General features: G+C 71.4%; 16 protein-coding genes. 8 read left to right on the top strand and 8 right to left on the bottom strand.

Features of this window, described 5'->3' with window-relative positions:
- Positions 1-57 precede the first annotated feature (57 nt).
- Positions 58-2,448: an excinuclease ABC subunit UvrA gene (locus PWG71_RS24755; protein ID WP_274812396.1), complete on the bottom strand. Its 2,391-nt coding sequence runs from the start codon at positions 2,446-2,448 to the stop codon at positions 58-60.
- A gap of 527 nt (positions 2,449-2,975) precedes the next feature.
- Here PWG71_RS24755 and PWG71_RS24760 point away from each other — a divergent pair.
- Together PWG71_RS24760 and PWG71_RS24765 are read left to right on the top strand one after the other, a co-directional pair.
- Positions 2,976-3,554, top strand: a complete 579-nt coding sequence (locus tag PWG71_RS24760; RefSeq protein ID WP_274812397.1) for a DUF4334 domain-containing protein — start codon at positions 2,976-2,978, stop codon at positions 3,552-3,554.
- Positions 3,555-3,824: 270 nt separating this feature from the next.
- Positions 3,825-4,727 carry an aminoglycoside phosphotransferase family protein gene (locus tag PWG71_RS24765; protein ID WP_274812398.1) on the top strand — a complete coding sequence of 301 codons (903 nt, stop codon included), beginning with the start codon at positions 3,825-3,827 and terminating at the stop codon, positions 4,725-4,727.
- 549 nt (positions 4,728-5,276) lie between these two features.
- Here PWG71_RS24765 and PWG71_RS24770 read toward each other — a convergent pair.
- Positions 5,277-5,540, bottom strand: a complete 264-nt coding sequence (locus PWG71_RS24770; RefSeq protein ID WP_274812399.1) for a hypothetical protein — start codon at positions 5,538-5,540, stop codon at positions 5,277-5,279.
- Positions 5,541-5,629: 89 nt separating this feature from the next.
- On the opposite strand from PWG71_RS24770, the gene PWG71_RS24775 reads away from it, so the two are divergent.
- From PWG71_RS24775 to crcB (PWG71_RS24790), 4 genes are all read left to right on the top strand, one after another.
- Positions 5,630-6,391, top strand: coding sequence for a Scr1 family TA system antitoxin-like transcriptional regulator (locus PWG71_RS24775; protein ID WP_274812400.1), 762 nt, complete (start codon positions 5,630-5,632; stop codon positions 6,389-6,391).
- Positions 6,388-6,561: a DUF397 domain-containing protein gene (locus PWG71_RS24780; RefSeq protein ID WP_274812401.1), complete on the top strand. Its 174-nt coding sequence runs from the start codon at positions 6,388-6,390 to the stop codon at positions 6,559-6,561. The genes PWG71_RS24775 and PWG71_RS24780 overlap by 4 nt, the downstream gene beginning before the upstream one ends.
- A 111-nt stretch (positions 6,562-6,672) precedes the next feature.
- Positions 6,673-7,092 carry a fluoride efflux transporter CrcB gene (crcB, locus tag PWG71_RS24785; protein WP_274812402.1) on the top strand — a complete coding sequence of 140 codons (420 nt, stop codon included), beginning with the start codon at positions 6,673-6,675 and terminating at the stop codon, positions 7,090-7,092.
- Positions 7,089-7,457, top strand: a complete 369-nt coding sequence (gene crcB / locus PWG71_RS24790) for a fluoride efflux transporter CrcB (RefSeq protein WP_274812403.1) — start codon at positions 7,089-7,091, stop codon at positions 7,455-7,457. Before crcB (PWG71_RS24785) ends, crcB (PWG71_RS24790) begins: the two co-directional genes overlap by 4 nt.
- Positions 7,458-7,473: 16 nt before the next feature.
- On the opposite strand, the gene mgrA is transcribed toward crcB (PWG71_RS24790), so the two are convergent.
- The 5 genes from mgrA to PWG71_RS24815 form a co-directional block, all read right to left on the bottom strand.
- Positions 7,474-8,514, bottom strand: coding sequence for an L-glyceraldehyde 3-phosphate reductase (mgrA, locus tag PWG71_RS24795; RefSeq protein WP_274812404.1), 1,041 nt, complete (start codon positions 8,512-8,514; stop codon positions 7,474-7,476).
- 112 nt (positions 8,515-8,626) lie between these two features.
- Positions 8,627-9,055, bottom strand: a complete 429-nt coding sequence (locus PWG71_RS24800; RefSeq protein ID WP_274812405.1) for an HIT family protein — start codon at positions 9,053-9,055, stop codon at positions 8,627-8,629.
- 352 nt (positions 9,056-9,407) lie between these two features.
- Positions 9,408-10,601: an aromatic acid exporter family protein gene (locus PWG71_RS24805; RefSeq protein ID WP_274812406.1), complete on the bottom strand. Its 1,194-nt coding sequence runs from the start codon at positions 10,599-10,601 to the stop codon at positions 9,408-9,410.
- 8 nt (positions 10,602-10,609) lie between these two features.
- Positions 10,610-11,440: a SigB/SigF/SigG family RNA polymerase sigma factor gene (locus tag PWG71_RS24810; RefSeq protein ID WP_274812407.1), complete on the bottom strand. Its 831-nt coding sequence runs from the start codon at positions 11,438-11,440 to the stop codon at positions 10,610-10,612.
- Between the two features lie 760 nt (positions 11,441-12,200).
- Positions 12,201-12,623, bottom strand: a complete 423-nt coding sequence (locus tag PWG71_RS24815; protein ID WP_274812408.1) for a CBS domain-containing protein — start codon at positions 12,621-12,623, stop codon at positions 12,201-12,203.
- A 201-nt stretch (positions 12,624-12,824) separates the two neighbouring features.
- Here PWG71_RS24815 and PWG71_RS24820 point away from each other — a divergent pair, with 201 nt between their 5' ends.
- Positions 12,825-14,474, top strand: coding sequence for a carbamoyltransferase family protein (locus PWG71_RS24820; RefSeq protein ID WP_274812409.1), 1,650 nt, complete (start codon positions 12,825-12,827; stop codon positions 14,472-14,474).
- Between the two features lie 245 nt (positions 14,475-14,719).
- On the opposite strand, the gene PWG71_RS24825 is transcribed toward PWG71_RS24820, so the two are convergent.
- Entirely contained in the window at positions 14,720-16,810 is a 2,091-nt protein-coding gene (locus PWG71_RS24825; protein WP_274812410.1) for a catalase, read from the bottom strand.
- A 142-nt stretch (positions 16,811-16,952) separates the two neighbouring features.
- On the opposite strand from PWG71_RS24825, the gene PWG71_RS24830 reads away from it, so the two are divergent.
- Positions 16,953-17,807, top strand: a complete 855-nt coding sequence (locus PWG71_RS24830; RefSeq protein ID WP_274812411.1) for an SDR family oxidoreductase — start codon at positions 16,953-16,955, stop codon at positions 17,805-17,807.
- Positions 17,808-17,906 lie beyond the last annotated feature (99 nt).

Consider the following 17,906-nt stretch of genomic DNA (forward strand, 5'->3'; position numbering starts at 1 on the left):
ACCCCGCCGCGCTCCTCCGTTCGCGTCCGGGGGTGGCCCCCGCCCCGGGGCGTCCGGTCAGGCGCCGACGTACTCCGCGAGGTGCTCGCCGGTGAGGGTGGAGCGCGCGGCGACGAGGTCGGCGGGCGTGCCCTCGAAGACGACCCGACCACCGTCGTGACCCGCGCCCGGACCGAGGTCGATGATCCAGTCGGCGTGCGCCATGACCGCCTGGTGGTGCTCGATCACGATCACCGACGTACCGGAGTCGACGAGCCGGTCGAGCAGACCGAGCAACTGCTCGACGTCGGCGAGGTGCAGGCCGGTGGTCGGCTCGTCGAGGATGTAGCAGCCGCCCTTCTCGCCCATGCGGGTGGCCAGCTTGAGCCGCTGTCGCTCGCCGCCGGACAGCGTCGTCAGCGGCTGCCCCAGGGTGAGGTAGCCGAGCCCGACGTCGTCCAGCCGCCGGAGGATCCTGTGCGCCGCCGGTGTGCGCGCCTCACCCGTGTCGAAGAACCCCTCGGCCTCGGACACCGACATCGCGAGCACCTCGCCGATGTCGCGGCCGCCGAGGCGGTACTCCAGCACCGCGGCCTGGAACCGCCTCCCCTCGCATCCCTCACAGAGGGTGGTGACCCCCGCCGCCATGGGCAGATCGGTGTAGATGACACCGGCGCCGTTGCAGTCGGGGCAGGCCCCCTCGGAGTTGGCGCTGAACAGCGCGGGCTTCACCCCGTTGGCCTTCGCGAACGCCTTGCGGATCGGGTCGAGCAGCCCGGTGTACGTCGCCGGGTTGCTGCGCCGCGAGCCGCGGATCGCCGTCTGGTCGATCGACACCACCCCCGCGCCCGCCGGGATCGACCCGTGGATCAGGGAACTCTTGCCGGAACCGGCGACCCCCGTCACCACGCAGAGCACGCCGAGCGGGACGTCGACATCGACGTCCCGGAGGTTGTGGGCGTCGGCGCCGCGGATCTCCACCACCCCGGTCGACTCGCGCACCTTCTCCTTGAGGGTCGCCCGGTCGTCGAAGTGACGTCCGGTGAGGGTGTCGCCGGCCCGCAACCCCTCGACGGTGCCCTCGAAGCAGACGGAGCCGCCCGCCGAGCCCGCGCCCGGGCCGAGGTCCACGACGTGGTCGGCGATCGCGATCGTCTCCGGCTTGTGCTCCACGACGAGCACCGTGTTGCCCTTGTCCCGCAACTTCAGCAGCAGATCGTTCATCCGCCGGATGTCGTGGGGGTGCAGACCGATGGTCGGCTCGTCGAAGACGTAGGTGACGTCGGTGAGGGAGGAGCCGAGGTGACGGATCATCTTGACGCGCTGCGCCTCGCCCCCCGAGAGCGTCCCCGAGGGCCGGTCGAGCGAGAGGTAACCGAGGCCGATCTCGGTGAACGAGTCGAAGGTCTGCCGCAACACGTCCAGGAGCGGGGCCATCGAGGGCTCGTCGAGGCCGCGGACCCACTCGGCCAGGTCCCTGATCTCCATCGCGGACGCCTCGGCGATGGAGATCCCCCTGATCTTCGAGGAACGGGCCTCGGGGCCGAGCCGCGTGCCGTGGCACTCGGGGCAGGTGGTGAAGGTGACAGCCTCGTCCACGAACGCCCGGATGTGCGGCTGCATCGCCTCCCTGTCCTTGGACAGGAATGACTTCCGGATCTTGGGGATCAGCCCCTCGTAGGTGAGGTTCACACCCTCCACCTTCACCTTGGTCGGCTCCTTGTGGAGGAAGTCCCGCATCTCCCCCTCGGTGAACTCGCGGATCGGCTTGTTCGGGTCGAGGAACCCCGACTCGGCGTAGAGCCGCACGGTCCACCAACCGTCCGACTTCCAGCCCGGGATGGTGAACGCGCCCCCGGAGATCGACTTGGAGTCGTCGTAGAGCCGGGAGAGGTCGATGTCGGAGACCGAGCCCCGGCCCTCACAGCGCGGACACATACCGCCGACGCGGTTGAAGGTCGCCTTCACCGCCTTCTTGTTCCCGCGTTCGACCGTGATCGCGCCGCTCGCCCGGACCGAGGGGACGTTGAAGGAGAACGCGCCGGGCGGACCGACATGGGGGTCCCCCAACCGGCTGAAGAGGATGCGCAGCATCGCGTGGGCGTCGGTGACGGTGCCGACCGTGGAACGGGGGTCCGAGCCCAGCCGCTCCTGGTCCACGATGATCGCGGTCGTCAGACCGTCGAGCACGTCCACCTCGGGGCGGGCGAGGGACGGCATGAAGCCCTGCACGAAGGTGCTGTAGGTCTCGTTGATCAGGCGTTGGGACTCGGCGGCGATCGTACCGAACACGAGCGAGCTCTTGCCCGACCCGGAGACACCGGTGAACACCGTCAGCCGGCGCTTGGGGATCTCGATGTCGAGGCCCTTGAGATTGTTCTCGCGCGCGCCCCGTACCCGGATCATGTCGTGGCCGTCGGCGACGTGCGCCGCGGACGACCGCTGATCCGTCGTGATGACCTTGCTCATCGTTGTTCTCCGTGCGTCGTCGAGTGGGGCCGCGTGCGCGGTCCTCGGGAGGTGGTCGGCGGTACCCGGCCCGTCCGGGTCGGACGCGGGCGGCGCGTCCGATTCTTTCGGTCGGTGCGGTGCGGGTGACCGCCTCGGCGTGTTCGTGGTCCGTGTGTCGTCGGAGGGATCGCGGTGGCGGGCCCGTGTGAGGGCCGATGCCCGTGGTGATCACGTTAATCGCGGGCCCTCGGCCGATGCTTCTCCGATCCTGATCGATCCGCCTCGCGCCGGTGGGCAGGAGCCACGTCGCGAGCGGGGGAGCGGGCCGTGCGCACCCGCGCAGTCCCCACGACGTGGCCGCCGCGCCGACCCCCCGCCGGCCCGCGGATGTGGCAGGTTGAGAGGGGAGGAGGACCTCGCCGAGGAATGAGGCCCCCCGGGGGGCCGACGGTGTCCGGGCGCGGTGCCGCCGGTGCGACCGGTCGCACCGAGACCGGACGCCGCGAAGGAACGTTCACGGAACGAGAAGCGAGGAGGGCACGCCCATGACCCCGACCCGTGCGCGGCCGACGTGGTCGAAGAACCTGCTCACGACGGTGCCGACGACCACCGAGGAGGCCCTGGAGCTGTTCGACGCCTCGGAGGCGGTCGACCCGGACTCCATGCTCGGCACGTGGCGCGGCGCCGAACTGCCCACCGGTCACCCGATGGACGGCCTCCTGGCGGCGAGCGGCTGGTGGGGAAAGCGCTTCGAGGACGCCGAGACCGTGCATCCGCTCCTGTTCCCCGGTCCGGGCCCGACGTCGCTGTGGGCGTTCGACCCGGTCAAGGCCTTCGGGGCCCTCGGGGCGGTGCGCGCACTGCCGATGCCGCAGGGCCTTCCCCTCGTCGGTCCGATCGCCGTCCTGCGGCCGATCCTGAGGACGCGTTCCGCCTCGGCGCGGCTGCGCACCACGCGGTACCGGGGCGTGGACACGGCGACGATGGTCTACGACCGGCTCCCGATCCACGACGTGTTCCGTCGGCTCTCCGACGACACGGTGATCGGGGCGATGGACATGCGCGGGTCGCGCGGGCCGTACTTCTTCGTGCTGCGGCGTGACGACTCGCGGCGGTTGGAGTAGCCGGAGCGGCCCTGGGGGAGGGGCGTCGCGCGTTCGGGGCCGGCGGTCCGCGCTCACGGCGCGGCCGGTGAAGCGTCCCGTTCCGGCGGCGTGGCCGCGTCGGCGGTGGGTGCGGTCCCACGACGTTCGTGATCGGCGCGCGGGCTTCCGGGCGGGCCGGGAGGGGCACGTCCGACATCGGCCCCGGCCGGGAGGGCCGCGATCGTGGAGAGGGTCGCCCTGGGCGGGAAATCGGATGCGCCGGGGCGACCGGGTCGGCACACTGGGCCGATGCGGATGCACACGGACCAGCTCACGGTCGACACGAAGACGGCCGCACGACTCATCGCCGACCGGTTCCCGCACTGGGCCGACCTGCCCCTCACCCCCGTCCTCCCCGGCGGCACGGTCAACGCGGTGTTCCACCTGGGCGATCACCTCATCGCCCGGTTCCCCCTGCTGCCGACGGACCCCGAGACCGCGCTGTCCGCACTCAAGGAGGAGGACGAGGCGGCACGCGAACTCCTCGGACGGACCCGTTTCCCCACGCCCGAACCGGTGGCCCTCGGTGAACCGGGGGAGGGGTACCCCATGCCGTGGAGCGTGCAGACCCGGCTTCACGGAACATCCGCCGACCGGATCGACCCCGGGGACGGCGTCGACTTCGCCCTGGACCTGGCCGAGTTCGTGCGCGGCGTGCGCTCGATCGACACCCGGGGCCGGGTGTTCGCCGGGACGGGCCGTGGCGGTCGCGTCGCCGACCACGACGCCTGGGTCCGCACCTGCCTGGAACGCTCGGAGGGGATGCTGGACGTTCCCCGCCTGCGGCGACTCTGGGAGGAGCGATTCCGAGACCTGCCCCGGGGCGACGCCCCCGACGTCATGAACCACGGAGACCTGATGCCCGGCAACCTGCTCGTCCGGGACGGTCGCCTCGTCGGGGTCGTGGACGTGGGCGGCCTGGGCCCGGCCGACCCCGCACTGGACCTCCTCTGTGCCTGGGACGTCCTGGAGGAGCGACCCCGGCGCGTGTTCCGGGACGCCCTCGGCGTGGACGACCCCGAGTGGGAGCGCGGCCGGGCCTGGGCGTTCGAGCAGGCGCTGGGCCTCGTTCGGTATTACCGCGACACCAACCCGCCCATGAGCCGCATCGGACGCCGCACGCTGCGTCGCGTTCTCGACGATCAGGGGTGAACCGGGACCGGGTCGTGGAGGGCGGGGTCGTCGGAGCCCGTTCGGGAGACCCGGCGATCGGTGACCTCCCCCTTCCCCGCCGACGGATCCGGGTCGGGCGTGAACGACGCTTCGATGCCGGGACCCCGGGGTGTGTGCGCGGCCGGACCGGTCGCCCTCCGCTCAGGGGTGTCGCGCCCTGCTCCACGGGCCGGGCAGGACGCCGCCTCGTTCGAGGTGCCGGTGGAGGGTCTCGAAGGCCCGGTCGGCGCGGCGCAGGGCGATCGCCGGATCCGAGCCGGGCTCCTCGACGTCGCGCAGCGCCGAGGAGACGGTGTCGAACAGTTTCGGCCCGTTGCCGCTGAGCGGTGCTCGGACGTCGTTCGCGGCGGGAGGCGTCGGGTTCGGTCCGGGGCATGGCGGCTTCTCCGTCCGCTCGTGGGTCGGGTGGGGTGCGCACGTCGCGTGTTCGTCGGGGCAGCGGGCCCGATGGACCGGGCGGGGTCTCCGCGGGGTGGGCGCGGGAACGGGGACGGGTGAGCCGTGCGAAATCGCCCCAGGTGAGCCCGCTCATAGCCGTCCCAGGAGTTCGTCGGTGAGCCGCCGGGCGAGGGCGTCCTCGTCCCCCTCACGGGCGACGGGGACGGTGACCTCGGCGGCACCGGACATCGGCCGCCACCACCGATGGTCGGCGTAGCGGACGGTCACCCGGATCCCGGCGTGTTCGGCGCGCACGCTTCCGGACAGGTCACCGTCCATGGCGGCGATCCCCCGGCGGCGCAAGGCGGAGCGCAGTGCGAGGACCGCGTCTTCGGTCCCGTGGATTCCGTTCATGCCTCCAGCGTCGGGGATCCCTTTTTCTTCCCATAGGAATCTCCTGGAATCCCAGGCGCTACCGGTAGCGTTGTCGATAGCTTTATCGCATGACCCCCGGGATATTCGCAGAAGCGCTGACCTGCGCACGGGAAGCCGCGGGATTGAGCCAGACGCAGCTTGCGAAATCCGCCTCTTTGTCTCTTTCGTCGCTCAATCGGTGGGAAAATCCCGGTTCGCTTCCCCGGCGGGAGAACGCCGAGACGCTGGATCGCATCCTGGGATGCGGCGGATCCCTGCTGGCACGGCACCAAGAGGCGAAGGACGGGTTCACCCTGCCGCCTTGGGCGCGCTCGCTCTCCCACATCGAGGCCGAGGCGCGAGCGGCCGAAGCCGTCATCCCGAACATGGTCCCCGGATACCTGCAATCACCTTCCCTGGCCTCGCTGCTGTTCACGACCGCACGCCCTTGGATGTCGGAGGAAGAGACAGCCGAGCTCACCGCCCTTCGATGCGGCAGGCTCCATCAGTTGCCGCACCTGCGGGTGAAGGCCGCCTTCCCCATGTTCGTGTTGGACGCGCTCCCGGAAGAGATCCGGGCCGAGCAGGTGACCGTGCTGCTGAAGTGGATCGAAACCGGCAGGGTCGCCGTGCACTTGGTGCCACGCGGTTCCATACTTCTCACGCCCGGTAGCGCGACCACGGTGTATCGGTTCGCGGGTGATGAAGTGGCGATCTCGGGAGACTGGGCGCGCGGTACGGTGTTGGCTGAACGCGGGGACCATGGGACCTTGCTCGGTATGGTCTCCTCGGCTTTCGCCGCCGCTCTTCCCGCGAAAGAATCCGTCGAAGTACTCAAGGGGCTACAGTGAGCGATTCCTGGTTCAAATCGTCCTACTCGGGAGACTCCCCCAACTGTGTCGAGTGCAGGTGGACCGGCGAGGCGCAGATGCGCGACACGAAGAATCGTGAGGCCGGGCGTCTGGTCTTCTCCGGTGTGGAGTGGGCGGCCCTCCTGAACTCCGTGGCCGTGGCCCGCTGACCTCGTCCCGAACGGCGGCGGGACCCGCCGTGCCCGTCAGGGGTGTGCGCCGCCGGTCTCCTCTCGGAGAGGATCGTCTCCGAGAACGGGCACGACCCGAGGAGGAGACCCTTGCCGTCCGCACACCCGACCCCCCGACGGGGTTCCGTCGTCGCCGTCGTGGCCCTCGGGGGCGGCCTCGGCGCCCTCGCCCGGTACGCCGTCGGCCTCTCCACCCCCGACCCCGACGCCCTGCCCTGGGTGATCCTGGCCGTGAACACCGTGGGCTGCGCCGGGATCGGCGTGCTGATGGTGGCCGTCACCGAACGGTGGGACGCCCATCCCCTGGTGCGCCCGTTCCTGGGAATCGGTGTGCTCGGCGGTTTCACCAGCTTCTCGGCCTACGCGTTCGACGTCCATCATCTACTGGAGCAGGGGCGCACGATCATCGCCGCCCTCTACCTGGCGGGCACGGTCGTGGCCGCGATGACCGCCGTGTGGGCCGGCGCCGCGGCCGCGCGGCGGTCGTTCCCCGGGCAGGCCGCCCCGTGAGCTGGCTGTGGGTCTTCGTCGGCGGCATGGCCGGGGCCGCCGCCCGCTACCTCGTCGACCACGCGGTCAAGGCCCGCGCCGACACGCCCTTCCCCTGGGGAACGCTGACGGTGAACGTCCTCGGCTGCGCGATCCTGGGCGTCCTGACCGGGCTCTCCGCCCACGGCGGGGTACCCGAGGCGGTGCGGCTGACCCTCGGTGTCGGTCTGTGCGGGGCGCTGACCACGTATTCGACCTTCTCGTACGAGACGTTGACGCTCGCGGAGGCCGGTGAGCGCCGGGCCGCCGTGGTCAACGTGCTGGTGAGCGTGGCGGCCGGGGTGGGCGCCCTGCTGGGCGCGGCCGCGCTGGCCGGGTCATGGTGACCAGCGCGGCCGTGGCCTACATGGCGCCGGTGCGGGCGTCCTTCCACAGGTCCAGCCCGCCGTCGACCGCGTGCTCGTCGATGGCCGCCAGTTCCTCCTCCGTGAACTCCAGGTTCCCCAGCGCCGCGACGTTCTGCTCCAACTGGGAGACCGAGGAGGCCCCGGTGACCAGCGACGTCACCCGCGGGTCCCGCAGCGCCCAGGCCAGGGCCAACTGGGCCAGGGACTGCCCGCGCGACGTCGCGATGGCGTCGAGCGCGCGCAGGTGCCCCCGCGTCTCCTCCGACAGCCACGAGGTGTCGAACGACTTGCCCTGCGTCGCCCGCGACCCCTCCGGCACCCCGTCGAGGTAGCGGTCGGTGAGCAGCCCCTGCGCCAACGCGGTGAAACCGATGACCCCCACGCCCAGTTCACCGACGGTGTCGAGCAGGCCCTCGGTCTCGATCCACCGGTTGAGCATCGAGTACGAGGGCTGGTGGATCAGCAGCGGCGTCCCCAGGTCCCGGAGGATCTCGTACGCCCGCCGCGTGCGCTCGGCGTCGTACGAGGAGATCCCCACGTACAGCGCCTTCCCCTGCCGCACCGCCGTGTCCAGCGCCCCCATGGTCTCCTCCAGGGGAGTGGTGGCGTCCAACCGGTGCGAGTAGAAGATGTCGACGTAGTCGAGTCCCATGCGCCGCAACGATTGGTCCAGGGAGGCCAGCACGTACTTGCGCGACCCGCCGCCCTGCCCGTACGGGCCCGGCCACATGTCCCAGCCGGCCTTGGTCGAGACGATCATCTCGTCGCGGTACGGCGCGAAGTCCTCGCGCATGAGTCGGCCGAAGTTGATCTCGGCGGCCCCGTAGGGCGGCCCGTAGTTGTTGGCGAGGTCGTGGTGGGTGATGCCCAGGTCGAACGCCCGGCGGGCGATGGCCCGCTGGGCCTCGAAGGGACGGTCGTCGCCGAAGTTGTGCCAGTACCCCAGGGACAGCACCGGCAGGTCCAGGCCGGAGCGTCCGGTGCGACGGTAGATCATGCTTCCGTCGTAGCGTTCGGGTGCGGCGACGTAGGTCATCTGGTGCGGCTTTCTCGTGTGGCTGTTGTCGAGGTGGGGGGCTTTCACTCTGCTCCCACCTGCGTCGCGTTGTCCAACAGGTGTTCGCGATCGGATTGAGAAGTCCCGCTTCTCAGTTCGGCGCGACCGCTTCGGCGAACCCCAGCCCGGTGAGGGCGCGGCGCAACCGTTGGGCCGCGTCCTCCAGGGCGTCCTGGTCCTCTTCGACGGAGGCGGAGGTGACGTCCAGGTCCTCGGTCTCCCACAGCGGCGATACGTGGATGTGCAGGTGGGGGACTTCGAGCCCGGCGATGAGGAGTCCGGCGCGTGGCGCGTCGAAGGCGTGCTTCACCCCCCGGCCGACGGCGCCCGCCACCCGGAAGCAGTGGTCGAGCAGCTCCGGGTCGGCGGTGGTCCAGTCGTCCACCTCGGCGCGCGGCACGACCAGGGTGTGCCCGGGTTTCAGGGGCGCGATGGACAGGAACGCCACGGCGACCGGGTCCTCCCAGACGAAGCGTCCCGGCAGTTCGCGGTCGATGATGCGGGTGAACAGGGTGGGCATGGTCGCCTCTCCGAACGGTGATCGCTGTCCTCCGAGGGGCGCGGCCCTCGGAGGACACGTTCTCACGCGCGGTCGGGTTCCGCTTCCGGAGGAGGGCCTCGTCGATGTCGGGCGGGGCGTGCCCGTGTCGGTCGGACACGTCGGCGCGGATCCACCGGTCGACGGTGTCCGGGGACGGGGGGACCCGAGGCCGTGCGCCTCCCGCCGTGACGAGGCGCGCGGTGCTCCTGGAGTCTGTTCCTCGCGTGCTCTCCCGCGCCCACGGGGTTCGGGAGGCCCGGAGCGAACGTCCGAGGCCCGAGGACGTGAGCGCGGGGCCGAAGGTCCCCCTTCTCCGGGCGCGCGGGTGCGCCTAACGGGAATGCTCGACGGACGCTCGCAGGACCTCGTCGACGTGGTCCAGTTCGTCGTTCAGCCGGCTCGCCTCCAACAGGAGCGCGCCGTAGGGGAGACCGGGGTCGTCCACCGGGGGGCCGTCGGGGGCGCGGCAGGCCTCCTCCAGCTCGCGCTCGCACCGGTCGACCCGTTCGACCGCCTCGTGGAACCGCTCCACCGGGGGATCCCAGGTCGGACCCTCCGAGCCCCGCCAGTCCTCCAGGACCCGCCATGCCCCGGCCACGGCCAGGATCAGGTCCCCGCACCTGGCCGTCATGGCGGGGGTGGGGGAGGGGGCCTCCTCGCGCCCTCGGGCCAGGCTCCGTGCCACCGAGGCGATCTGGTGGATCGCCCGTTCCAGCGAGTCGATGAGCCGATCGTGGTCGTGCACGTGCAGGCGGTCGCGGTGGAACAGCCGCCGGGGATTGTAAAAGGTGCTCTCCCAGGCGACTCCGCTCGTCTCCCGGGCCTGACGCGCGATCCGCGCCAGCTCCTCCGTGCGCGAACGCCACTCCTCGGCGGTGTCCCGGTCGGGGTGTCCCTCGCGCAGCGTCTCCCCGATGTCCTCGCACAGCCGCCGCAGCCCTCCCGCCAGGGAGGTGACCGCCCGCGCCACACCGCGCAACCGCAGCGGCGGCAGCAGGAGGAGGTTGACGGTCACCCCCGTGGCCGAACCCACGAGGACGACCACGAAGATCTCCACCGCCTGGCCGAGCAGTTCCCCGGCGTCGTTCAGGCCGCTGAAGACGGCGAAGGCGAAGAACGCCGCCGTGCCGACCTGGGTTCCCTGGTCGCCCAGACGGCGCCAGCGGCCGATGGCCAGGGCCAGGAGCGCCGCGAGCGCGAAGTCCACCGGTCCCAGGCCCACGAAGGCCACCAGGACGGTGGTCAGGGCGATGCCCAGGACCACCGCCCCGACCATCCGCAACGACCGCAGCAGTGAGCGGTAGACGGTGATCTCCACCATCATCAGGGCCGCGAACGGCGCGAACGCCGGTGAGGCCGCCCCGATCACGTGATGGGCCAGGATCCAGGCCAGGGTCGTGGCCAGGGTCGCCTTCAGGAGCAGGACGGCGGTCTCCCGCCTCCGGCCGCCGAAGGCCGGGACCCGGCGAAGCAGACGGCGCACCCCGGCCGTGGGCGACACGGAATCCTCGGTGTCACGGTCCAACGCGCTCCTCAATCCTCGGTGTCGTCCCGGTCGACCCGCCTCCTGAGCTTGTCCAGGGTGGCGGCCAGGAGCCGGGACACGTGCATCTGGGAACAGCCGATCTCATCGGCGATCTGCGCCTGGGTGCGCTCCGCGAAGAAACGCAGGTGGAGGATGGTGCGCTCGCGCGAGTTCAGACAGGACATCGCCGGGCGCAGGGATTCGCGCTCCACCACCAGCTCGTAGGAGTCGTCCTCCCGGCCGATCCGCTCCTCCAGGGTGGGACCCTCCCCTTCCTCGCCCTTGTGGTCGGGCAGGTCCAGGGACAGGGTGCTGTAGGCCTGGGACGCCTGGAGCAGTTCTCGGATCTCCTCTTCGGGCAGACCCATCTCGGCGGCGAGTTCGTCGGTGCCGGGCTCGCGGGCGTGGCGCTGCTGGAACTCGACGACGGCGCGGTGGAGACGGCCGCGCTGTTCCTGGTGTCGGCGCGGTACGCGCACGGCCCAGGTGTGGTCGCGGAAGTGCCGCTTGATCTCACCGGTGACGGTGGGCAGCAGGTAGGAGATGAACTTCTTCCCCCGGTGGGGGTCGTATCCGTGGATGGCCTTGACCAGGCCCAGGTGCGCGGTCTGGCGCAGGTCCTCGTAGGGTTCGCCGCGCCCGCTGTAGTGCCGGGCGATCCGGTACAGGAGCGGTCGGTACAGCTCCAGGACCCGTTCCTGGAGGAGAGCGGCCTTCGGATTGCCCTCGGGCAGGGCCTTGAGACCCGCCAGGAGTTCTTCGGCCGACCGCTCGTCGATGTCCTCGTCATCGACGGCGGTGCCGGAACCGGTGCGTACACCGGTCGTGTTCACGGGCATGACGTCCTCCACCTGAGCGGGAGTGCGTTCGCGACGCGGTCTCCGCGTCCCTGTCGAAGTGCTGCTCGGCGGCCGCTCACCCGCCGTGTGCCCGGCGGGTGGGCCGCGATGGCCGTGGTCACCGTCGAGAGTCGGAACGGCTCCGGAGAGTGACCTCGGGCCTCTACTTTCCCGGTGGAATCGACGATTAAAGCGGTGATACACGCTTTTCGCGAAGTTTGACCGGAAGGTGGGATGTCCTGTGCTCGAAGGAGACGTCGTCCACCCTCGGGCGGGCGAGGCCCAGGCGTTCACACCCGGCGGCTCGGACCCGTCGGGCGGTTCCGGCACGGGACGGCGCGGGCCGTCCGGAGCGGTGGGAGGACGGTGCCGGGGGAGCGGGCGGTCCCACGGGTGGGCGTCGTGGACACCGTCCGGCCACGGCGGCGCCGCTCGGGGGCGGAGGGGCGCGCAGGTCCACGGGCACCGGCGCGGCGATGCCCCGGAGGTCGACGGCGGGTCCGGAGCGCGTCCGTGGACGCTGATCGGGGCGGCCGTGGGAGGGGACCCTCGGTGGGATCCGGCCGCTCGGGGCGGGTGACGGTACCGGGTGGGCGCCTCCGGTGCTCGACACCGGGCGGGGAGACGACGTTCCGCGACCCGCCACGCGACGAAGCCCCCGGACCCGGGGACCGACTCACGAAGGGGGCGCGCACCGCTCGGGGTCCGTCCATCCGATCCCCCGTGACCGGATGGACGGACCCCGTGGAGGCCCACCTCCTCAGCGGTTGGGGCTCGCGGAACTCACGTCGGCCAGCGCGGAGCCCCCGTCGACGACCCTCGCCAGGTCCCCCATGGTCACGACGCCCACGACCCGACCGCCGTCCACGACGGGCAGGCGGCGTACGGCGCCCTGGCGCATCGTGTTCACGGCCTCGCGGATGTCGCTCCGCGGGGTCACGGTGACCATCTCGGAGCTACAGATCTCGCCGGCGGTGTGGTCGGCGGGATCGCCTCCCTGGGCCACGCACCGCACGACCACGTCCCGGTCGGTGACGATGCCCACCAGCCGGTCCTCCTCGGCGACGAGGACGTCGCCCAGGTCGGAGTCGCGCATGATCTCGGCGACCTCCCGCAGGGACGTGTCGGGCGCGACGGTGCGCGCCGGGGCGGTCATCACGTCGGAGATGCTGTTCGTCGCCATCTTCGGCACCTTTCCTCTTCTCGGTTCGGAACTCTCGGAGCCCGTCTTCGGCCACTAGCCCGTAGGGCGGGGCGTAAACACCGGCCCCGGTGGACCCGGTCGCGCGGGACCGCCATGTTTACCTGGCCTTTCTGCAGGTAGTCGAATGGTTGCGCCGGGCATCCGGCGGCTCCGCACACCCCCAGGAAGAAGGCTGAACACATGCGTGTCCTCGGTGTCAACGCGGTCTTCCACGATCCGGCCGCGGCACTGGTCGTCGACGGCCACACGGTGGCGGCGGCCGAGGAGGAACGGTTCTCCCGCCGCAAGCACGGAAAGGACCCGCTCCCCTTCTCCACCTGGGAGTTGCCGGTGGAGGCGATGCGCTGGTGCCTGGAGAAGGGCGGACTCGCGCCGCGGGACCTGGACGCCGTCAGCTACTCCTACCACCCCGCCCTGGCCGACCCCGAGGGTCCGGGCCAGGACACCGACTGGGAGCAGTTGCGCCTGTTCTACGTCGAACGGGTACCCCACTTCCTGGCCACCACGCTGCCGGGACTGGATCCGTCCCGGGTCGTCTACGTGGCCCATCACGTGGCCCACGCCGCCTCCGCGGTGTTCGCCGCGCCCCCGTTCCAGGGGAGCCGCGACTCCGCGGTGTTCGTCGCGGACGCACGGGGTGAGGCCACGTCGCACCTGGTCGGCACCTACATCGGCGGAAAGTTCGAGGTACTGACCCGGCAACCGCTGCCCGACTCGCTGGGGCTGATCTACCAGCAGCTGACCGAACATCTGGGGTTCCGTCGCTTCGGCGACGAGTACAAGGTGATGGCCCTGGCCTCCCACGGGGAGCCCACGATGCTCGACCGGGTGCGCGAGCACCTGTGCTACGAGTCCGAGGGGCGGGTCCATGCCCGTGACATGCCGTGGGAATCCCTGGTGGGGCGTCTTCCGCCCGGCGCCGACCCGGGGCGGGAGCACGCCGACCTGGCCGCCAGCGTCCAGGAGGCGATGGAGGAGTCGCTCCTGGGGGTGCTGGGGTGGACGTACGAGAACACCGGCCTGCGGCGGGTGACGATGGCGGGCGGGATCGCGCTCAACCACAGGGCCAACAGCCGCGTCTTCCGGGAGGGCCCCTTCGAGGACGTGTGGGTGCAGCCCGCGGCCGGGGACTCCGGGACCGCGCTGGGCGGCGCCCTGTACGTGGCGGCGCACAGCGGGGACGAGCCGTGGCCGATGCCCGGCGCCGACCTGGGGCGATCCTGGGACGAGGACGAACTCGCGGACCTGCTGCGCGACGCCGAGGTCTCCGTCGAACGCCCCGCCGACCTGCCCGCCGCGGTCGCCTCGGCGCTGTCCGACAACGCCCTGGTGGCGTGGTTCCAGGGCCGCTCGGAGTACGGGCCCCGCGCGCTGGGGCACCGCTCCCTGCTGGCCAACCCGGCCTACCCGGCCAACCTCGAACGCCTCAACCGGGTCAAGGGCAGGGAGCGCTTCCTCCCGGTGGCCCCGATGGTGGTGGAGGAACGGGCCTCGGAGATCTTCTCCGGCGGCCCGTTGCCCAGCCCGTACATGCTCTTCTCGCACGAGGTGGCGCGGGAGTGGCGTGAGCGCATCCCCGCCGTCGTCCACGTGGACGGCACGGCCCGCGTGCAGACGGTCTCACCGGCGGACGATCCGCTCACCTCTCGCCTGTTGTCCGAGTTCGAACACCTCACGGGTCTACCGGTCCTGGTCAACACCGGCCTCAACACGGACGGCCGCCCGATGGTGGACTCCCCCCGGGACGCGCTGGAGTACCTCGGCTCCGCCCCCGTGGACGTGCTGGCCATCGGCCCGTTCCTCGTCCGCCGTCGGGGTGGGACGTCGTGACGGCCGACGGCGGATACCCGCCGCCGGTGCCCGTGAGCGGGCGTGGAGAGCCCGGCGGGACGCCGCGCCCGGAGGCACCCGAGGAGAGGGGCTCCCCGCGAGACGGCGGTCGGCTCCGCCTCGGCGGCGCCTCCCCGGCCCCGGCACCTCCCGCGCCCCCGGCCTCGTGTGCGCCCGGCGGTGATCCGCACGTGATGGTGCCGTGCCGCCGACCGGCGGCACGGCACCATCACGTGCGGGCGGCGTCAGGCCGGGATCGCGCCGGTGGGGCGGTCCCAGTTCCGGTGCAGGCCGATGAGGCGCGTGAACTCGGCGACGCAGGTGTCGTCGGACTCCGGTGCGACGATCACACCCAGCTCCTCCCTGGTCCGCTGAGCCGGGGTGACGACGTGCTCGGGCAGCGGCGGCGCGATCGCCAGCCCCGCGCCGGCCCCCACCAGCACCAGCGGCTTGTGGTGCTTGTAGGCCTCCAACACGAAGTGGCGGGCCAGGCCGTCGCCGGACAGGACCGCGACGGCGTCGGCGCCGTCGGGGACGGCCACCGCGTCGTAGAGCACCGAGGACATCGTGGGCAGGGCCCGGTCCACGGTCAGGGCGCCGCCGTCGGTGGTGCGCACGGCACCGTCGGTGGCGGCGAGCAGTTCCACGATCGCGCCCTCCGCGATCAGCGGTTCGCGCAGCCCCTCCACGCTCGCCGCGTCCACGCCGTCGGCGACCAGGATGGCGACCTGACGGCCGACCACGGAACCGAAGGTCGTCTCGGCCTGGCTGAGCGCGGGGGAGGAGCGGCCGTGGTTGGGCGTCGTCTCCTCCTCGGGCGCCTCCACCCCGACCCCTTCGGCCACGGCCGAGGCCAGCCCGTGATCGACGTTGTCGAGGTTGGTCACCACCCGTTGGCGCACCGCGAGCTCCTCGCACTTGCCCAGTTCGAAGCGGAACGCGGCGATGAGGTGCTCGCGCTCCCAGGAGGCCAGGCTGTTGTAGAACAGGGTGGCCTGGGAGTAGTGGTCCTTGAAGCTCTCCGCCCGCTCGCGGATCTTGTGACCCTCCACCTTCTCCGTGTAGTGGCGGTAGACCCCCTCGTCGGCCATCGCCGGGCAGCCCCCGCCCAGGGAGTTGGGGAAGTAGGAGGTCCTGCCCCGGTGCACCCGGTGCTGGGCGAACCCGTCCCGCTGGTTGTTGTTCACCGGCGCCACCGGCCGGTTCACCGGGATCTGCTGGAAGTTGGAGCCGCCCAACCGGAGCAGCTGCGTGTCCAGGTAGGAGAAGTTGCGGGCCTGGAGCAGGGGGTCGTTGGTGAAGTCGATCCCCGGCACCACGTTCGCGGTGTGGAACGCCACCTGCTCGGTCTCGGCGAAGAAGTCGTCCGGGTTGCGGTCCAGGGTCAGCCGACCGATCGGCCGGACCGGGACCTGCTCCTCGGGGATGATCTTCGTGGCGTCCAGCAGGTCGAAGTCGAAGGCGTGCTCGTCCTCCTCCGAGACCAGCTGCACGCCCAGTTCCCACTCGGGGTACTGCCCGCGCTCGATGGCCTCCCACAGGTCGCGCCGGTTGAAGTCGGGGTCCTTGCCCTGGATGCGCTGGGCCTCGTCCCACACCAGGGAGTGGGTGCCCAGCATCGGCTTCCAGTGGAACTTCACGAACGTGCCCCGGCCCTCGGCGTCGACGAACCGGAAGGTGTGCACCCCGAACCCCTGCATGGTCCGGTAGCTGCGCGGGATGGCCCGGTCCGACATCAGCCACATCATCATGTGCGTGGTCTCGGGTTGCAGTCCCACGAAGTCCCACAGGGTGTCGTGCGCCGACTGCGCCTGCGGGATCTCGTTGTGCGGTTCGGGCTTGACCGCGTGCACGAAGTCCGGGAACTTGATGCCGTCCTGGATGAAGAACACCGGCATGTTGTTGCCGACCAGGTCGTAGTTGCCCTGCTCGGTGTAGAACTTCACCGCGAACCCGCGCACGTCGCGCACCGTGTCGGCCGACCCTCGCGAGCCCGCCACGGTGGAGAAGCGCACGAACACCGGGGTGACCACGTCCGGCCCGCTCAGGAAGTGGGCGGCGGTCAGGTCCGACAGGCCCTCGTAGGGGCGGAAGCGCCCGTAGGCTCCGGCGCCCCGGGCGTGCACGACGCGCTCCGGGATGCGCTCGTGGTCGAAGTGGGTGATCTTCTCACGGGCGTGGAAGTCCTCCAACAGCGTGGGTCCGCGCCCACCGGCGGTGAGCGAGTTGTCGGTGTCCTCCACCCGCACCCCGGTATCGGTGGTCAGCGGGCCTTCGGAGTCGGTCCGGTCGGCGTCGAGCCGACGGTCCTTGGCGTCACGGGTGTCGTCGTTCATCGGGTCACTCCCCCAGGCGGTTCCTCGATGCTCCCTGTTCGGAGGTGCCACTGACCGGTCGGCGAGGAGTGAAACACGCAGGTGTGGATCCGGGGCGGCGGGGCAGTGGCACGCGGGAGAGAGAAGAGAAAGGGGATCGGTGATGACCGAACGACGACCACCGGCACAGAGCCAGCCCCATCCGGGGCTGACCGAGCCCATGGAGCCCCGCCCGCGCGACGAGATGCGCGACTATCGGGGCAGCGGCCTGCTGGAGGGGAAACGCGCGCTGATCACCGGGGGAGACTCGGGGATCGGCCGGGCCACGGCGGTGGCCTTCGCCAAGGAGGGCGCCGACGTGGTGTTCGGCTACCTGAGCGAGGACGCCGAGGCACGGCACACCGTCGGACTCGTCCAGGAACAGGGGAGACGGGCGGTGGCGGTGCGCGGCGACCTCGCCGACGAGTCCCACTGCGCGCACCTGGTGCGCAGGGCGGTGGACGAACTCGGCGGGATCGACATCCTGGTCGAGCACGCCGCCACCCAGGCCCCGGTGGACGACATCACCGAGCTGACCACCGAACAGTTGCGCCGCACCTTCGACGTCAACGTCATGGGGGTGTTCTGGACCGTGCGCGAAGCGGTGCCGCACATCCCCGACGGCGGGTCGATCATCATCACCGGGTCGATCAACGGTCTGCGCGGCAACGACACGCTGATCGACTACGCGGCGAGCAAGTCCGCCGTCATGAACCTGTCGTTGTCGTTGTCCCAGTCGCTCATGGACCGCGGCATCCGGGTGAACTGTGTGGCGCCCGGACCGGTGTGGACACCGCTCATCCCCGCCACCCTCGGAGAGAAGGGGGCCGAGGGTTTCGGGGAGCAGGCGCCCATGGAGAGGGCGGCCCATCCCGACGAGATCGCGCCCTCGTACGTGTTCTTCGCCAGTGGACGGCTGTCGTCGTACTACTCGGGGGAGACCCTGGCGCCGACCGGGGGCGAGATCCAGGCCGGCTGACCGCGGGCGGGGGCGGGGCGGACGGTGTCCGCCCCGCCCCGTGCGTCCCCGCCTCGACCGGTCCCGGAGACGAACCCCCGCGCCCGGGCGGCCGGATCG

The sequence above is a fragment of the Nocardiopsis sp. N85 genome (genome assembly GCF_028882275.1).
Taxonomy (GTDB): domain Bacteria; phylum Actinomycetota; class Actinomycetes; order Streptosporangiales; family Streptosporangiaceae; genus Nocardiopsis; species Nocardiopsis lambiniae.